The 18,215-nt window shown below is 65.1% G+C and carries 11 protein-coding genes, 1 tRNA gene and 1 pseudogene; 7 read left to right on the forward strand and 6 right to left on the reverse strand.

Translation table 11 applies throughout. The features are described from left to right. Positions 1-51: 51 nt before the first annotated feature. Together BES08_RS02495 and BES08_RS02500 are read left to right on the forward strand one after the other, a co-directional pair. The gene (locus BES08_RS02495; protein WP_069707624.1) at positions 52-1,086 is read left to right on the forward strand and encodes an aldo/keto reductase; all 1,035 of its coding nucleotides are present in this window, start codon (positions 52-54) and stop codon (positions 1,084-1,086) included. A gap of 13 nt (positions 1,087-1,099) precedes the next feature. Further along, positions 1,100-2,329, forward strand: coding sequence for an MFS transporter (locus BES08_RS02500; protein ID WP_069707625.1), 1,230 nt, complete (start codon positions 1,100-1,102; stop codon positions 2,327-2,329). Positions 2,330-2,479: 150 nt separating this feature from the next. On the opposite strand, the pseudogene BES08_RS02505 reads toward BES08_RS02500, so the two are convergent. From BES08_RS02505 to BES08_RS02515, 3 genes and pseudogenes are all read right to left on the reverse strand, one after another. Next, a pseudogene (locus BES08_RS02505) lies at positions 2,480-3,423 on the reverse strand (formylglycine-generating enzyme family protein). Between the two features lie 96 nt (positions 3,424-3,519). Then, positions 3,520-4,299, reverse strand: a complete 780-nt coding sequence (locus tag BES08_RS02510; protein WP_069707626.1) for an SDR family NAD(P)-dependent oxidoreductase — start codon at positions 4,297-4,299, stop codon at positions 3,520-3,522. Positions 4,300-4,398: 99 nt separating this feature from the next. Further along, entirely contained in the window at positions 4,399-5,124 is a 726-nt protein-coding gene (locus BES08_RS02515) for a TetR/AcrR family transcriptional regulator (protein WP_069707627.1), read from the reverse strand. 154 nt (positions 5,125-5,278) lie between these two features. On the opposite strand from BES08_RS02515, the gene BES08_RS02520 reads away from it, so the two are divergent. From BES08_RS02520 to BES08_RS02530, 3 genes are all read left to right on the forward strand, one after another. Next, positions 5,279-7,780, forward strand: a complete 2,502-nt coding sequence (locus BES08_RS02520; protein WP_083274571.1) for a TonB-dependent receptor — start codon at positions 5,279-5,281, stop codon at positions 7,778-7,780. Positions 7,781-7,864: 84 nt separating this feature from the next. Beyond that, positions 7,865-10,180 (forward strand): arylsulfatase, encoded by a 2,316-nt coding sequence (locus tag BES08_RS02525; protein WP_069707629.1) that lies wholly within the window; start codon positions 7,865-7,867, stop codon positions 10,178-10,180. A 7-nt stretch (positions 10,181-10,187) separates the two neighbouring features. Continuing rightward, the gene (locus BES08_RS02530; protein ID WP_008832665.1) at positions 10,188-10,424 is read left to right on the forward strand and encodes an FAD-binding protein; all 237 of its coding nucleotides are present in this window, start codon (positions 10,188-10,190) and stop codon (positions 10,422-10,424) included. 694 nt (positions 10,425-11,118) lie between these two features. On the opposite strand, the gene BES08_RS02535 is transcribed toward BES08_RS02530, so the two are convergent. After that, positions 11,119-11,193: transfer RNA gene (locus BES08_RS02535), tRNA-Asn, on the reverse strand. Positions 11,194-11,303: 110 nt separating this feature from the next. Beyond that, positions 11,304-12,089, reverse strand: a complete 786-nt coding sequence (locus BES08_RS02540) for an NAD kinase (RefSeq protein WP_231958138.1) — start codon at positions 12,087-12,089, stop codon at positions 11,304-11,306. A gap of 107 nt (positions 12,090-12,196) precedes the next feature. On the opposite strand from BES08_RS02540, the gene BES08_RS02545 reads away from it, so the two are divergent. Next, complete coding sequence (locus BES08_RS02545) at positions 12,197-13,537, forward strand: GGDEF domain-containing phosphodiesterase (RefSeq protein WP_231958139.1); 1,341 nt, start codon at positions 12,197-12,199, stop codon at positions 13,535-13,537. 282 nt (positions 13,538-13,819) lie between these two features. On the opposite strand, the gene mfd is transcribed toward BES08_RS02545, so the two are convergent. Next, positions 13,820-17,296 carry a transcription-repair coupling factor gene (mfd, locus tag BES08_RS02550; protein WP_069707632.1) on the reverse strand — a complete coding sequence of 1,159 codons (3,477 nt, stop codon included), beginning with the start codon at positions 17,294-17,296 and terminating at the stop codon, positions 13,820-13,822. Positions 17,297-17,480: 184 nt separating this feature from the next. Here mfd and BES08_RS02555 point away from each other — a divergent pair, with 184 nt between their 5' ends. Further along, positions 17,481-18,206 carry a glucose 1-dehydrogenase gene (locus BES08_RS02555; protein ID WP_069707633.1) on the forward strand — a complete coding sequence of 242 codons (726 nt, stop codon included), beginning with the start codon at positions 17,481-17,483 and terminating at the stop codon, positions 18,204-18,206. The last annotated feature ends 9 nt before the right edge of the window (positions 18,207-18,215 follow it).

Consider the following 18,215-nt stretch of genomic DNA (forward strand, 5'->3'; position numbering starts at 1 on the left):
GCCATTGGCTATTCCATTTATGCGTGCATCACGGAATGAAAAGGGATCACGATGGAATATCGGCAACTGGGCGCATCGGGCCTGCGGGTACCGGCGCTGAGCTTCGGCACCGGTACGTTCGGCGGCTCCGGCCCCCTGTTCGGGGCCTGGGGCAATAGCGACGCGCAGGAAGCGCGCCGTCTGGTCGATATCTGCCTCGATGCCGGCATAACCCTGTTCGACACCGCCGATGTCTATTCGGGCGGCGCGTCGGAAGAAGTGCTGGGCGCGGCGATCAAGGGACGACGCGACGCAGTGCTGATCTCCACCAAGCTCGGTCTGCCGACCGGGGACGGCCCGGGCGATTGGGGCGTATCGCGCGGCCGGCTGATCCGCGGCGTGGAGGCGGCGCTGGACCGTCTCGGGACCGACTATATCGATCTGTTGCAACTCCATGCCTTCGACGCTTCGACCCCGGTGGAGGAATTGCTGGCGACGCTGGACGAACTCATCCGCGCAGGCAAGCTGCGCCATGTCGGCGTTTCCAACTATCCCGGCTGGCAGTTGATGAAGGCGCTGGGCGCGGCGGATCGCCATGGCTGGCCGCGCTTCGTGGCCCATCAAGTCTACTATTCGCTGATCGGCCGCGCCTACGAGGCGGACCTGATGCCGCTCGCGGCAGATCAAGGCGTGGGCGCACTGGTGTGGAGCCCGCTCGGCTGGGGACGCCTCACCGGCAAGATCCGGCGCAGCAGCCCGATCCCCGAAGGCAGCCGCCTACACCAGACCGCCATCTTCGCGCCGCCGGTGGAGGACGAACATCTCTACCGGGTCGTCGATGCGCTCGACGAGATATCTGTGGAAACCGGCAAGACGGTTCCACAGATCGCGCTCAACTGGCTGCTGCAGCGGCCCACGGTGTCGTCGGTCATCATCGGGGCACGTAACGAGGAGCAGTTGCGCCAGAACCTTTGCGCGGTGGGGTGGTCACTCACGGCAGAACAGGTCGCCCAGCTCGATCAGGCCAGCTATCGGATGCCCGCCTACCCCCATGCACCCTATCATCAACAGGATGGTTTCGCCCGCCTGAACCCGCCGCTTGTCTGACGGGAGGAGCATCATGAAGATCAATCCACCACTTCTCGCGCTGGCGGCTGGGGCGTTCGGCATCGGCGTCACCGAATTCGCGCCGATGGGCCTGCTGCCCGTCATCGCCGCCGACCTTGATGTCTCGATCCCTTCAGCCGGTCTGCTGATCAGTGCTTATGCGATCGGCGTGATGCTGGGCGCGCCGCTGATGACGCTGACCACCGGGCGATTGCCACGCCGCACCTTGCTGATTGTGCTGGCCGCGATCTTTACGGCGGGCAACCTGATGGCAGCGCTTTCCGGCAGTTATGGGATGCTGCTGTTCGCGCGGATCGTCACGTCGCTCAACCACGGCGCCTTCTTCGGCGTAGGATCGATCGTCGCTGCCAGCCTGGTCCCGCCCCAGCGGCAAGCCGGCGCGGTGGCCGCCATGTTCATGGGACTGACGATCGCCAATGTCGTCGGCGTGCCGCTGGCGACTTGGGCGGGCGAAGTCATGGGGTGGCGCTCGGCGTTCTGGGGCATTTCCGTGCTCGGTCTGCTGACTATCGCGGCGCTGCGGCTGACCTTGCCGGATATGCCTGCGCCAATGGACGGGGATGCACGCTCCGAACTGCGGGTGCTGATGCGTGGTCCAGTGCTGGCGGCGCTGGGCCTGACGGTGGTTGGTGCGAGCGCGATGTTCACCGTGTTCACCTATATCACCCCGATCCTGCGCGAGCAGACCCATGGCTCGATCGGTTTCGTGACGGCGATGCTGGTGGTCTACGGCGTGGGGCTGACCATCGGCAACTGGCTGGGCGGGCGCTTTGCGGACCGATCAGTCGACAGGACCTTGCTCGTGACGCTGGCGGCGCTCACGGCGATCCTCGTCGCCTTCGCCTTTGCCATGCCGTATGCGGGGCTGACGGCCGTGCTCATCTTCCTGTGGGGCATCGCCAGCTTCGCACTGGTCCCGCCGCTGCAGGTCCGCGTGATGAGTGCCGCCGCCGATGCACCGAACCTCGCTTCTTCGATGAACATCGGCGCCTTCAATCTCGGCAACGCGATCGGCGCCGGGCTGGGCGGAGGAGTAATTGCTGCAGGCTTCAGCCTGCCCATTGTCGCGATCGCTGGAGCGGCAGCGTCGGGCGTCGGCTTGCTCGCCGTGCTGATGAGCGCTCGAAAGTCTCCATCAAGTCATGTCGGGCTTCCTGAAGAGCTTTGCAGTGAAATGGGTTTAACTGAGGCGTGTGTACGAATGTCCCGGGCCAGCCCTTAAACGGTCAGATTGCTTACGGCCATCATGGACCTTCATGATGGCTAAGCAGAACGTCCGAACCCGGGGTTCGGAAATTGACGCCCGAATGACAGGAACGGGTCGTCCGTCGACAAAGCCGGTATTAGCAAAACCCAAATTCAGCTCGACTTTTCAGTACGCTGAATGGCTACGAATGACGCAGCGAAAACCGATATGCGAGGTCGATGTGTCGATCATTTCGGGGTTTGGCGCGCGGCGGGACGGTAGCGCTGGCAGTAGTTGGCCGCGCACAAGTGCGACCCGCCTTTCAACACCTTGCGGCCGATCCGCAGATCGGGCCGGGCCGGATCGAAGCTGTCCCTTAGCCTGGCACCGCGCGGGTTGCTGAGGGTGCAGCACGATTGCCCGCTCTTCTTTTTCGCGGGCGCCTCGGGCCGGTCGCTCCACCAGTCGCAGGTCCATTCCCACGTGTTGCCGATCATGTCGAACAGGCCGTAGCCGTTGGCGGCATAAGTCCCGACCGGAGAAGTCCGCTCCCACCCGTCGAGCATCTGGTTGGCGAAGGGGAACAGGCCCTGCCAGTAATTCGCCATCATCGCACCTCCGGGCGCGAGTTCGTCGCCCCAGGCATAGGCGGCGCCCTCCAGTCCGCCGCGTGCGGCGAATTCGAACTCCGCTTCGGTCGGCAGGGCCTTACCCGCCCATTTCGCGTAAGCCTCGGCATCGGCATAGGCGATCTGGACAACCGGATGATCCCATAGGCCAAGGCTGTCGATGTCGCTGTCCGGCCCCAGCGGATGGCGCCAGTCGGCACCAAATTCGAACCGCCACCAATTGCCCGGATTGGAGGTGTCCACCGGCGTCGCCGTCTTGTGAAAAACCAGCGACCCGGCCCGGTCCATGCCGGGCAGCATGCCGGGATAGTCCTTCGGATCGGGCGCGATCTCGGCGACGGTGGTGTATCCCGTCGCCTCGACGAATGCCGCGAACTGGCGATTGGTGACGGGCGTGGTGTCGATCCAGAAACCGTCGACCGAGACACGGCGCAGCGGCGCTTCCTCGGGATAGAATCGCTCCGACCCCATCGTGAAACTGCCGCCCGCGACCCAGGCCATACCGGGCCGCACCTGCATTCCGTCTTCGGCATCCTGATAGGCGGTGGTCATGTCAGATTTCGGTCCCGGCAAGCTTGAATCCGCCCTCCATGCCCGTCATCGGGTCAGATAGCCGGCCTCCACCGCAAGGCTGTGGCCGGTGACGTAGCTGGACGCATCGGAACACAGCCAGGCGCTGGCTTCGGCCACTTCCTCGGGCTTGCCGAAGCGGCCCAGCAGGCTGAGCGCCGGAGCGAAGTCGGCTTCGGTGTGGCCGCTGGCATCCAGCGCGCCGCGCAGCATCGGCGTGTCGATCGCGCCGGGAAGCACGGCGTTCACGCGGATTCCCTGCGGTGCGTATTCGAGGCTGCCGGTCTTGGTCAGGCCGATGACCCCGTGCTTGGCCGCCACGTAGGCCGAGTTACCCGGCTGCGGCCGCACCGAACTGACCGAGCCGACATTGACGATAGCGCCGCCTCCGCCCTGCCCGATGAACTGGCGGATCTGGTATTTCATGCAGAGCATCACCGCGCGCAGATCGATGCGGATGACGCGGTCCCACACGTCCATGTCGGCCTCGGCGATGGGCAGCGTGTCCGGCGTGACCGCAGCGTTGTTCACCGCGCAGTCCAGGCGCCCGAAAGCCGATACCGCGCCCGCGACAAGGTCGCGCACTTGCGCCTCCTCACCGACGTCGCAGTGGATGAACCGGGCCTCGCCGCCGGCGGAGAGGATCGCGGCGACGGTCTCCTCGCCCGCTCCGGCATTGATGTCGGAGACGATCACCCTTGCGCCGTACCCTGCGAAGACCCGGGCAGTCGCCGCGCCCATACCCATTCCGGCACCCGTGACGATCGCCACTTTGCCGTCCAGCCGATTGCGCGCGTTGTCGGTCATGATCTTCGTCCTCTTCCCGGTCGGCCGGATCGGTCCGGCCTGTTACTGCTTTCATCGGAAGCGCCGCCACGCATGTCGCCTGACAACAGGGCTAGGGCTTCATGTTTTGCAACTGGCCTCCAGCGCGACCGTGGCCATGTCCAGCGCGATGTCGAAGCGCTGGCGGAAGCGTTCGGGGTCGCGCTTCGGCAGGTTCTCGTTGTCCGAGAGTACCATCATGTTGATGACCACCAGATAGGCTAGCGCGATGCGGTAATCGCCCAGGTACGGGTCTTCCGCATCGACGATCGCATTTATGTGATTGATGGTCGTGCGCAGGTTCCGGCTGAGATCGGGGCGATTGTCAGCGGCGTGCATGATCCCGGCGGGGCGCTGCTGCTGCAGATACTTGCTCATGAACGCCGCATACGTGTGGCGGCCCTGATCGTCGGTCAGGTCGAGGATCGGCTCACACAGGATGCGAAGCAGGGTTCTCAGGTCGAAACTGCCGCCGCTGCGCTCGACTTCGGCCAGCGCCGCGCCGCGCGCCGGTTCCATCTGCCACACACGCCAGGCGAAGATCGCCTGCACCAGCGTGTCCCGGTTACCGAAGTGGTACTGCACCGCATTGGTGTTCCGGTTGCCCGCAAGCTGGGCGATCTCGCGGAACGACACGCTCTCGATCGAGCGCGTGGCATAGAGCGATTCGGCGGCGGCGATGATGCGGATCTTTGCATCGTCGGCGAAATGAAGCGGCGGGTCGGTCACCTTGCGATCCGTACACGAGCCGGGTGCGAATTCCAGTTCGCGCAGCATTTCCGGCAATCCTCCTTCGCGCCCGTCCATCCGCGATACCCGATGTGCCGCCAATGGACGCCTGACAATTAAAACAGGTGCGTTATATTGATTAACGCATATGTTTTAAACACTGGTCGCGAACTGGGTGGCGGCCTAGAAGAAAAATCGGGAGAAGAACCTCATGCCTCGACAGGATCGGGCCGTGCCCGCTCGCCTTCGCGAATTGCGCCGTGCGCTGCTGCTGACCGCTTCGGCGGGCCTTGCGCTTGGCTGCGCTCCGGCCGCCTTCGCGCAGGATTCGCAGCAGACCACCTCTCAGGAAGGCGGCATCGGCGACATCATCGTCACAGCGCGCAAGCGGCAGGAAACCACGCAGGACGTGCCGGTCGCCGTCGTCGCGATCAGTGCCGAGAAGATGCAGCAATACGACCTGTCGAACCTAGAGCGCGTCGCCGCGATGACGCCTTCGTTCTCGATCGGGCGCACGCCTTCGGGTTCGGGTGCGACGCTGGTGCTGCGCGGGATCGGCTCCAACACCACCTCGATCGGGCTGGAGCAGTCGGTCGCGGTGATCGTCGACGGGGCCTATTACGGGCAGGGCCGCACGATCAACGAAGGCTTCTTCGACCTTGGCCGACTGGAAATCCTGAAAGGCCCGCAGGCGCTGTTCTTCGGCAAGAACGCGACGGCGGGCGTCGTCTCGATCACCACGGCGGACCCCGGCGACAAGCTGGAAGTGATCGCGCGCGGCGGCTACGAATTCGCGGCGAAGCAGGTCTACGGCGAGGCGATCGTCTCCACCCCGCTGAGCGACACGCTGGGCATCCGCGTGGCGGCACGCGCCAGCAAGCAGTTCGACGGCTACTACAAGCAGGTCGGCACGACGCAGACCTACCCCACGCTGGATCGCACTTCGACCTCGCAAGTGGTCACGCCGACACTGCACACCTCGGATGCCGCCGGAGACGGGCGCTCCAAGGAAGCCTATGTGCGCGCCACACTGAAGTGGGAGCCGACCGACACGCTGACCGCCGTGCTCAAGGCCAATTACGGCGTGAACGACAGCAACAACCCCAGCGCCGGTTCGGTGCTGTACTACTGCCCCACGGGCGCCTCGGCGGGCAATCCGGCCATCCGTTGCGGACGCCGCTTCGAATCCTCGGCCAACCGCACACCGCTCGATATCGCCGCGACCCAGCCTTATGCCAACAAGGACGGCGCGCAGGGCAACCAGTACAAGTCGTGGGCGGTCAACCTCGGGCTGACATGGGCGCTCGACGACCTGACGATCTCGTCGGTCACCAACTACAACTGGAACCGCAACACCTTTCAGTTCGACGGCGACAGCCTTTCACGATCGGGTGCACCGGGCGTATTCGCGACCGAGGATTCCAGCTTCCATGCCTTCTCGCAGGAAGTGCGCGCGCAGACCAGCACCGGCAGCTTCTGGGATGCGATGATCGGCGGCTACTACCAGTCCACCATGCGCGATTACGATGCATGGACGGCCTCGGGCGGGCTTGAGAACAGCGCCGCGACGCCGGGCTATCGTCGCTATCTCGCCAATTCCAAGGACTCGCAGACCAGGGGCGAGACATACGCGATGTTCGGCCAGTTGATCCTGCGGCCGATCCAGAACGTCGAGGTCGCGGGCGGCGTGCGCTATACCTCGGAGAGCAAGGACAGCTACTTCCTCCAGCCCTATTCGCACCCGATCCGCGTGGCGCAGGGCATCTTCCTGCCGGGCGTGACGCTGAACTCGAACCAGGATTTCGAGGACTGGTCGCCCGAAGCCACGGTGACGTGGAAGCCGAGCGCGGACATCACCGTCTACGGCGCCTACAAGACCGCCTACAAGTCCGGCGGCTTCTCAAACTCGGGTATCTACAGCCCCAGCGCCGGCCTCGCCGACTTCGAGTTTGATCCGGAGAAGGCCAAAGGCTTCGAGGCAGGCATCAAGACCACGCTGCTCGACCGCCAGCTGCGCCTGAACCTGACCGCCTACAACTTCAGGTACAACAACCTGCAGCTGGACTTCTTCCGGTCGGACATCTTCGCCTTCACCACCATCAATGCCGGGTCGGCGCGGACCAAGGGCGTGGAGCTGGAGTTCGAAGTGGCCCCGCGCGCGCTTGACGGCTTCAACCTGCACGGCAGCGTCAACTACAACCGCGCGCGCTACGGCGATGCGCCCGGCGCGCCGTGCTGGGCCGGGCAGACGCGGGGCGAGGGCTGCAATCTGGTCTATGTCGCGGCCACCGACAGCTCGCGTCCGTTCGATCCGGCGACCGACACGGCCGCCAACCGCCAGAACCTGCGCGGGCAAGTCACCGCCAACGCGCCGGAATGGACCGGTAACCTCGGCGCCTCGTACGAAGCGCTGATGGAGAGCGGGGCGAAGTTCGCCTTCGGTCTTGATGCCCGATACAGCGGCAGCTACCTCGCTTCGGCCTTCGGCAATCCCTATACGAAGCAGCACCGCTACGTGTCGCTCGACGGGTCGATATCGTTCACTACGGCGGACGAGCACTGGCAGCTGCAGCTCATCGGCAAGAACCTGACCAATCGCTGGTACGCCATCGGCGGCACCGATGCGCCGAACACCGGATCGGGCACCGGCACCCTTGCGGGCGTCGTCGCCGACCAGATCGGCTACGCCAGCGTGCCCCGCACCGTCCAGGCGCAAGTCACCTTCCGCTACTGATCCCCCCAAATCCTCCCCCTCGGGCTTCGGCATGTCCGAAGCCCGCCCTTTTTCCGTGGGGAGGGCACCGAGAAGGATGCAATCATGAACAGGCCGTCGCAGATCCTCGCCGCGCTCCTCGCGACTTCCACGCTCGTCTGCTCGTCCGCAGGCTTCGCGCAGGTCGCTGCCGACACTGTGGGCCGCACCGTCGAGACCACGCACGCACCGCGCTGGCCGAGCGAGCCGGCCGCGCCCAGGGGGGCGCCGAACGTCCTGCTCATCATGACCGACGATGTCGGCTACGGCGTCACCAGCGCCTACGGCGGCCCGGTCGATACCCCCAATTTCGAGGCACTGGCGAAGCAGGGCCTGCGCTATACCCGCTTCAATACGACCGCGCTGTGCTCGCCCACGCGCGCCTCGCTGCTGACCGGGCGCCTGCCACAGAACGTCAACATGGGCAACGTCACCAACCTGCCCACCGGTTACGACGGCTACACCACCGTCATCCCCAAAAGCGCGGCGACGGTCGCCGAGACGCTCAAGGAAGCGGGCTACAACACCGCGATGTTCGGCAAGGGCCACATCACCCCCGAATGGGAAATGAGCCCCGCCGGGCCCTTCGATCGCTGGCCTACCGGCCTCGGCTTCGAGTATTTCTACGGCTTCCTTTCGGCGGATACCTCGCTGTGGAACCCCAACCTCGTCGAGAACGAGAAGCCGGTTGAGCAGCCCGACCAGCCGGGTTACCACTTCGAGCGCGACATCGCCGACCACGCGATCGGCTGGCTCCAGCGGCACAAGGCCAGCGCGCCGGACAAGCCGTTCTTCATGTATTACGCCTCGGGCGCCGCGCACACGCCGCATCAGGCGCCGCAGGAATGGCTCGACAAGTACAAGGGCAAGTTCGACCAGGGCTGGGACAAGGTCCGCGAGGCAACCTTCCGGCGCCAGAAGGCGATGGGCTTGATCCCGAAGGATTCCGTGCTCTCCCCGCGCCCGGCATCGCTGCCTGCTTGGAATTCGCTCGATGCCGAGCATCGAAAGGTCTACGCCCGGCTGATGGAGGCCTATGCCGCCACCGTCGCTTATGCCGATCATGAGACCGGCCGCCTGATCCAGTCGCTGAAGGACAGCGGCCAGTACGACAACACGATGATCGTCTATATCGAGGGCGACAACGGATCGAGCGCCGAAGGCGGCCTCGACGGCCTTGCCTTCGAACAGTCCGCGATCACCGGGCACAAGGAGACCTTCGCCGAACTCGCCTCGCACTACGACGAGATTGGCGGGCCTTACGTCTACAACCACTTCAACGCTGCATGGGCCTGGGCGATGAACAGCCCCTATCCGTGGTGGAAGCAGATCGCCTCGCAGGCGGGCGGCACGCGCAACGGCATGGTCGTGTCATGGCCCGCGCGCATCCGCGACGGCGGCACCTTCCGCGGCCAGTACGCCCACGTCAGCGACGTCGCGCCGACGATCCTGGAAGCCGCAGGCGTCAAGGCTCCCGAAACCGTGCAGGGCGTGAAGCAGCAGCCGATCGACGGCATCAGCCTCGCCTACAGCTTCGCGGCACCCAAGGCCCCATCCGCAAGGCGCACGCAAATCTACGAGATGATGGAGAACTTCGGCATCTACCACGATGGCTGGATGGCGGGCACGCTGCCCAAGCGCATGGCCTGGGAAGTGGGCGTGGGCGAGGACCGCAAGCTCGGCGTCGGCCCGGAGAACCGCAAGTGGACCCTGTTCAACCTCGACAGGGACTTTACCACCGCCAACGACCTTGCAGCGAAGAATCCGGCGAAGCTCAAGGAACTGCAGGATCTGTTCTGGAAGGAGGCGGCGGCCAACAACATCCTGCCGATCCACGACTACAGCCAGGGTGCCGAGGGCCGTCCGACGCTTGGCGGCAACCGCACCGAGTTCACCTATCTCGCCCCGCTCAGCCATCTGAACGAGGACGCCGCGCCGCACACCATCGGCAAATCCTTCACGATCGACGCCGACGTGGATCTGCCCGCAGGGGCGCAGGGCGTGCTGGTGACGCAGGGCGGGCGCTTCGGCGGCTATGCCTTCTACCTGAAGGACGGGGTGCCAGTGTTCCACTACAATGCGGTGGGGACTGACCAGTTCGCCATCCGCGCGGCGGAACCGGTTACGGCAGGTCACCATACCCTGACTGCGGCTTTCCAAGCGGACAAGCAGGAGCTGGGTTCGGGCGGCACGCTGACGATCAGCATCGATGGTAAGCCGGTTAGCAGCGGGCGGATCGGGCGCACGATCCGGGGCTGGATGTCTCATACCGAGGGGTTCGACGTCGGCATGGACACCATCACCCCGGTAAACGGCGACTACACGATCGCGAGCAGCCGGTTCTCGGGGACGCTTCGCAAACTCGAGTTCAAGCTGAAGTAACTTTTATATGTGGGGCGATACCGCATTCGAAGCGCCGTTCCGCACTTTGGGCAAGATCGATCAGGGGCCGTACTTCGCGGTCAAGATGGAAGCTGGCGGGCTGGGCACTGCAGGCGGTCGCAAGACCAACGCCGAAGCTCAGGTTATCGACTGGAGCGGCAACCCGATCCCCGGTTTTACGCTACGGGCAACGCGATGGCGGCGGTGCTGGGCGACGTCTACGGCGGAGCGGGCGGCACATTAGGGCCAGGCATGACCTTCGGTTACATCGCTGGACGTAATTTGGGAGAGCATATTTCCAATCACTGAGATATCCAGCGCCGATAAGGGGAAGCAGATTGCTAATGCACTTTGCTGCCCGCGACTTGGCCCCATCTACGGCGAGCCATGGGCACCATGATAAGAAACCGGACTTTCCGAACCTAGTAGCGAAAAATTGGCCGCTGAGCGGCCGGAATGGGTCGGTGCCAGTCTCTTGGACACTGAAAACTCTAACCGAGGTTGCATCCGTGGATCAGTGGCGCGGGCGAACAGACACTACGCATAAATTCTGTCCTGCCTGAGCATGAGGGGCAGCCCAGACAATTTGCACTAATCGGCGCTGGCAAATGCCGCTTTGGGCCAATTCCTGCGTTCAGGGGCGCATTTCTGTCGGTTCGGCACTTCAGTGCCCTCGCCATTGAAGGCCAGGCGCGATCCTGCAAATCTTTGGATGAAGGGCGATGGCCTTGCAGGCGATCATTTTCCCCACGAGTTCATGGAGCTGGATTTTTGGTATCCGGTCCGCCGAAATGAAGGAGGCACCAAGCAGGATTTGAACAAAAAACCCTGATATACCAATCTGTTGCAAAAATGTGCAATGTGCGGAATTCGGATTATAAATCACTCTCGAACCCCATCTAATTGAAAACAATCAGATTTCTGGGGCTGGAAAAGTGTGGCTCCCCGAGTAGGATTCGAACCTACGGCCATTCGATTAACAGTCGAATGCTCTACCGCTGAGCTATCGGGGAGCAGCCTGTCAGTGTTACCACCGCCGGGCAGGGGTGCGCCAATAACAGCTTCATCGGCCTTGGCAACCCCGTGATGCAGAAAATCTGATCTATTTTCGAAATTTCTTCCCTCAGACCTGGAACTGCTCGGCGAAGATCCGCTCCTCCAGCGTGAAGCCGGGGTCGAACAGCAGGGTCAGCTCCTTTTCCGCCGTCGCGCTGATCCGCACGATGGCGACGTCGCGCACTTCCTTGTGGTCGGCGACGGCGGCGACGGGGCGCTTGCCGGGCTCGAGAATACGCAGCTCCACGCTCGCGCTTTCCGGCAGGATCGCGCCCTTCCAGCGGCGGGGCCGGAACGGGTTGAGCGGCGTCATCGCCACCATGCGCGAACCCAGCGGGAGAATCGGGCCATGGGCCGAGAGGTTGTATGCGGTGGAGCCCACCGGCGTCGCCAGCAGGATGCCATCGCCCGCCAGTTCCTCCATGCGAACCCGGCCGTTGATGCGGACTTCGATCTTCGCGGTCTGGCGCGTCTCGCGCAGCAGGGAGACTTCGTTGAAGGCATAGTAGCTGAACTTGCTGCCGTTCTGCGTCACGGCATCCATGCACAGAGGGCGCACGGGGACCGGATGCGCTTCGGCCACGCGCCGGGCAATGGTCTCGCCATCCTCGAGCGGGCCGTTCATCAGGAATCCCAGCGTGCCCAGGTTCATCCCGTAGACCGGCTTGATCGAATCATGGTCCAGCAATTCGTGCAGCACGTGCAGCAGGAAGCCGTCTCCGCCCAGCACGACCAGCACGTCGGCCTCCTGCGAGGACACCCATGGATGCGAATCGCGCAGGAGCATGGCCCCGGCCTGGGCCTTGGCGCTGTCCGAGACGATGAGCGCCAGCTTCACGTCTTTCCCCATCATGTTTTCCGAAGGTCCCATTCCGGGACCGGGGCTCGCGAATTTTGAAGGGTTTTGCAAGGGGTTTGGGTTATGGCGGCGTGATGGGCGTTAAACTGAACGATGCAGGCATGAAAGATCGGGTCCGCAATCCTGCGAAGCGGATCGAGGATCGTCTGTCCGGCATTCCCGGGCTCGACGCAGTCCACGATCGCATCGCTGCGTGGCGCGAAGACCCGGCGCTGATGCCGCACATGGCGCATGTCCACGCCATGCTGCTCAGCCTGCGCCGCCTCGATGCGATCAACATGGCTTATGGCGAGGCCGCGGGCGACGGCGCGCTGGAGGAAGTCGCCGCGCGCATCGGCCACTTCGCGGAACAGGAACTCGACGGCCCCTGGTTGCTGGCGCGGGCAGGGGGCGGCAGCTTCCTTCTCGTCGCTAACGAGGCCTGCAGCCGCGAGCGCTGGCAGCTTGTGGCGGACCAGCTGGCCGACATGATCGCGCGGCCGATCCCGGTCAGCACCGGCATGCTGCGCCTTTCCCCCCGTGTCGCGCTGATCCGCGCGCTGACCGGCGAGAGCGTCGAATCGATGCTCGACCGTCTCGGCCACGCGCTGGGCGAGGCCTACGAGCAGGCCGGCACCCGCCTCGCCTGGGCCGATGGCGAGGTGACCCCGCCCGGCCGCTCGGCGCAGCAGCTGGAGGCCGATCTCCTCGTCGCCATCGACCGCGACGAGATCGAAGTACTGTTCCAGCCCCAGTTCAACCTTGCCGACGACCGCCTGACCGGCGCCGAGGCGCTCGCCCGCTGGAACCACCCGGAACTCGGCCGTATCGGCGCCGGCGCGCTGTTCGCCATCGCCGAGCGCGCCGACCACATCGGGCCATTGTCCCGCCACATCGCCCGCAAGGCGATGTTCGCCGCCCGGGCATGGCCGGGCCAGCTGCGGCTCTCGATCAACGTGACGCCCGCCGACCTCGCCTTCGCCAGCTATACCCGGCAGATGTTCGAGCTGATCCGCGAGACCGGCTTCCCGCTGCGGCAGCTGACGCTGGAGATCACCGAGCAGGCCCTCATCGCCGACATCGAGATGGTTGCGCAGACGATGGCGGAATTTTCGGCGCAGGGCATCCGCATCGCGTTGGACGACTTCGGGGCGGGGTTCTGCAACTTCCGCTACCTGAAGGTGCTGCCGATCCACTACCTGAAGCTCGACCGTTCGATGATCGACGGCGTGACCACCGACCGCCGCGACGTGGCGGTACTGCGCGCGATCGTGGCGATGGCGAAGGCGCTGGATCTCGAAGTGATCGCCGAAGGGATCGAGGAAGAAGGCCAGCGTGAGGTCGCAGCGCGCGAGGGGTGCGCGTATTTTCAGGGGTTCCTGCGGGCGCAGCCTATGAGTGCGGCGATGTTTGCGAAGCTGGCCCGGGCTGAAGGGAAGAAGGATAAGAGCAGGGGAGCATAGCCCCCCTGCACCCCCGATACCTGTCGGTGTGGCGCGTCCAGCGGCGTGGGGTGCGCATTGCGGGCTGATTCATAGCCTGCGGCGCCTTATCTCGTCATTGCGAGCGTAGCGAAGCAATCCAGAGCGGCTTGAAACTGCCCTGGATTGCTTCGCTACGCTCGCAATGACGAAGTGGAAAAAGTGCCACAGGCCGTAATGCCGATTTTGCAATTTCAGAACGCCGAAGCTGCGCGCGCTACCTTGACATTTCACGGGGTGCAGGGGTGGTAAACTCCTGCATAATCACCCCTTCCGCGCCACTGCACTCAAGCCCTTGGTCAGCTGCAGCAACCCGTTGAGCCGGCTCTTCGGATCGCCCCACGCCCGTTGCAGGACCAGCTTGTTGTCCGGCCGCAGCTTTACCGCGCCGTTCAGCCGCTCGGCATAGGCGATCAACCCAACCGGGTTCGGGAAGCTGTCGTTGTGGAAGCTCACCAAAGTCCCGCGCGGGCCCACGTCGATCTTGGCGATGTGCGCCTCGATCGCCTGCCGCTTGATCTGGATCAGCTGCACGAGGTTCGCGGTCGGTTGGGGCAGGGGGCCGAAGCGGTCGATCATCTCGGCGGAGAGCGATTCTATCTCCGCGCGCGAATCCGCATCGTTCAGGCGGCGGTAGAGCGCCATGCGGACGGCGAGGTCCGGTACGTACTCTTCCGGGATCATGATCGGCGCTTCGACTGTGATCTGCGGGGACAGGCCCGAGGTGTCCTTCTCCAGCCCGACGCCGCCCGCGCGCGCGGCGAGGATCGCGTCCTCCAGCATCGACTGGTAGAGTTCGAAGCCGACTTCGCGAATGTGGCCGGATTGCTCGTCACCAAGGAGATTGCCCGCGCCGCGAATGTCGAGGTCGTGGCTGGCGAGCTGGAAGCCTGCGCCGAGCGAATCGAGATCGCCCAGCACCTTGAGGCGCTTTTCGGCCACTTCGGACAAGGCGCGGTCGGGCGGGGTCGTCAGATAGGCATAGGCGCGCAGCTTGGATCGGCCCACGCGGCCGCGCAGCTGGTAGAGCTGGGCGAGGCCGAAGCGGTCGGCGCGGTGGATGATGATCGTGTTGGCGCGCGGAATGTCGATGCCGCTTTCCACGATCGTGGTGGAGAGCAGCACCTCGTACTTGCCCTCGTAGAAGGCGCTCATGCGCTCTTCCACGTCGCCCGCGCTCATCTGGCCGTGGGCGGAGATGTACTTCACCTCGGGCACGTTCTTGTGCAGCCAGTCCTCGATCTCGGGCATGTCGGAGATGCGGGGGACGACGATGAAGCTCTGGCCGCCGCGGTGGTGTTCGCGCAGCAGGGCCTCGCGCATCACCATCTCGTCCCATTCCATCACGTACGTGCGCACCGCGAGGCGGTCGACCGGTGGGGTCTGGATGGTGGAGAGTTCGCGCAGGCCCGACATGGCCATCTGCAGCGTGCGCGGGATCGGCGTGGCGGTGAGCGTCAGGACGTGCACGTCGGCGCGAAGCTGCTTGAGCTTCTCCTTGTGGTTCACGCCGAAGCGCTGTTCCTCGTCGACGATGACGAGGCCAAGGCGCTTGAAGCTGACCGTCTTGGAGAGGATCGCGTGCGTGCCGCAGACCACGTCCATGGTGCCGTCCGCCAGCCCGTCGCGGGTGGCCTTGGCTTCCTTTTCGGGCACGAGGCGCGAGAGGCGGCCGACGTTGAGCGGGAAGCCCGCGAACCGGTCCGCGAAGCCGGAGAAGTGCTGGCGCGCCAGCAGCGTGGTGGGCGCGACGACGGCGACTTGCTGGCCCGCCATCGCCGCGACGAAGGCGGCGCGCAGGGCCACTTCGGTCTTGCCGAAGCCAACGTCGCCGCAGACGAGGCGATCCATCGGGCGGCCGCTGGAGAGGTCTTCCAGCGTATCGGCGATCGCTGCTTCCTGGTCCTCGGTTTCCTGCCAGGGGAAGCGGTCGACGAACTGGTTGAAGCTCGATTCCTCGGCGACGAGCGCGGGCGCCTCGCGCAGTGCGCGTTCGGCGGCGGTCTTCATCAGTTCACCCGCGATCTCGCGGATGCGCTCCTTCAGGCGGGCGCGGCGCTTCTGCCAAGCCTCGCCGCCCAGCTTGTCGAGCAGGGCGCCTTCCGCCTCGCTGCCGTAGCGCGAGAGGACGTCGAGGTTCTCGACCGGGATATAGAGCTTGTCGCCGCCGGAGTAGGTCAGCATTACGCAGTCGTGCGGGCTCTTGCCGACTGGGATCGACTGCAGGCCTTCGTACCGGCCGATGCCATGATCCATGTGGACGACGAGATCGCCCGGCGTCAGCGCCGCGAGTTCGGCGAGGAAGGCGTCGGAATCCTTCTTCTTTTTCTTCCGGCGGACGAGGCGGTCGCCAAGGATGTCCTGCTCGGTGATGACTTCGACGGAATCGTTGGAGAAACCGGTCTCCAGCGGCAGCACCAGCGCGGCGGAGCGACCCTGCACGGCAAGGCCCAGCGCTTCCTGCCAGGTCTCCGCGACGCGCGGCTCCGGGCCTTTCGCTTCGCCGAGGATCGAGACGAGGCGGGCGCGGCTGCCGGGCGAGTAGGCGGCGAGGATCGCCTTGCGGCCCGACTTGGCGATGGCGTGGAGGTGCTTGGCGGCGGCCTCGTAGGCATTGTCTCCTCGCGCGCGCTCGGGGGCGAAATCGCGTGCGTTGCCGAAGCCGAAGTCGATCACCTTGCCGCTTTCCGGCTGGGCGAAGGGATCGGCGCGGTGGACGGGGTGGGCGGCGATCAGTTCGTCCAGCTCGTCCTTGCCGAGATAGAGCGAATCGGTCGCCAGCGGGCGGTAGGAGCCGGCCTTCTGGCCCGAGGTTTCGAGGCGGGCCTTGTGGTAGTCCGCGATGTCGGTGACGCGCTCGTCCACGGCGCCGATCGCGGCGGTGTCCATCACGATCAGGTCATCGGGGCCGAGGTGGTCGAACAGGGTGACCAGCCGGTCCTCGAACAGCGGTAGCCAGTGCTCCATGCCGGCAAGGCGGCGCCCGTCGCTGACCGCCTGGTAGAGCGGGTCGGCCGTGGCGTTGGTGCCGAACATCTCGCGGTAGCGGGTGCGGAAGCGCTTGACGGTGTCCTCGTCCATCAGAGCTTCGCTGGCGGGCAGCAGCAGGTGGTCGGGTACGGTGCCGCTGGAGCGCTGGGTGCCGGTGTCGAACAGGCGCAGCGTTTCCAGCTCGTCCCCGAAGAAGTCGAGGCGCAGGCCGCCTTCGAGGCCGCTCGGCACGATGTCGAAGATCGAGCCGCGCACCGCGAACTCGCCCGCGTCGATCGCGGTGTCGGTGCGCTGGTAGCCCTGGCGGCGCAGCAGGCCGATCAGGCTTTCGTGGCCGATCTCCATGCCGGGCTTGAGCAAGCGCACCGATTCGCGGATGCGGAACGGGGTGAGCACGCGCTGGAGCAGGGCATTGGTGGTGGTCACAAGAAGCTGCGGCCCCTGTCGCTTCAACTGCAACGCATGGAGCGCGGCGAGGCGGCGGGCGCTGACCGACAGCGCGGGGCTGGCGCGGTCGTAGGGCAGGCAGTCCCACGCGGGAAACTCGATGACCTCCAGTTCGGGCGCGAAGAACTGCGCGGCGCTGGCGACGGCGCTCATCGCCTGGTCGTTGTCCGCGACGAAGACGGCGCGGCCTTTCGGAGCAATGGCGCGGGCAAGGTCGGCCATGACCAGCGGCTGCGAACCGCGAGTGACCGAGGCGAGGGTCAACGGCGCCGAGGCCGTGATGATGCGGGAGAAATCAGTCATGACAGGGGTGATTGGCGGGATATGCGGCGCCGCGCGGAAATACAATCGTCTTCCCGCGTCGTCCCGGACTTGATCCGGGACCGCCGGCGGTCTTTAGGTAGGAGCTTGCTGCGCGCGCCGATGAGGTGGGCGGTTCACCGCCAGCGGTCCCGGATCAAGTCCGGGACGACGAGAGGAGAAAGCAATGCAAGGCAAGCGCGTACTGATAACCGGCGCTTCGAGCGGCCTCGGCCGCCACTTCGCGCAAGTCCTGAGCGCCGCCGGTGCGCATGTCGTGCTCGCGGCCCGGCGCATGGATGCGCTGGAGGAACTGGCCGCCGAAATCGGCGATGCCACCTGCGTATCCCTCGACGTCACCGACCCAGCCAGCATCCGCGAAGCCGTCCTTCAGGCTGGCCCCATCGACGTGCTGGTCAATAACGCGGGCGTGTCCAGCGCCCAGCCGGTGCTCGATGCGACGGTGGAGGACTACGACCACATCATGAGCGCGAACCTGCGCGGCGCCTTCCTCGTCGCCACCGAAGTCGCGAGGCGCATGCGCGATCGGGGAGAAGGAGGGGCAATCGTCAACATCGCCTCGATCCTCGGGCTCGCGCAAGGCGGGCAACTAGCGGTCTATGCGATGAGCAAGGCAGGCGTGGTGCAGATGACCAAACAGATGGCGCTGGAACTGGCGCGATATGGTATCCGCGTGAATGCACTGGCGCCGGGCTATTTCGCCACGGACATGAACCGAGATTTCCTCTCCAGCAAGTTGGGCGAGGCGATGTCCAAGCGCATTCCGCAGCGGCGCTTCGGTAATTTCGAGGATCTCGAGGGGCCGCTCATGCTGCTGTGCTCGGATGCCTCGCGCTACATGACCGGGGTGGTGATCCCGGTCGATGGCGGGCACCTGCTGGGCGGTCTCTAGTCGCGCCCG

This window comes from Novosphingobium resinovorum (genome assembly GCF_001742225.1).
Taxonomy (GTDB): domain Bacteria; phylum Pseudomonadota; class Alphaproteobacteria; order Sphingomonadales; family Sphingomonadaceae; genus Novosphingobium; species Novosphingobium resinovorum_A.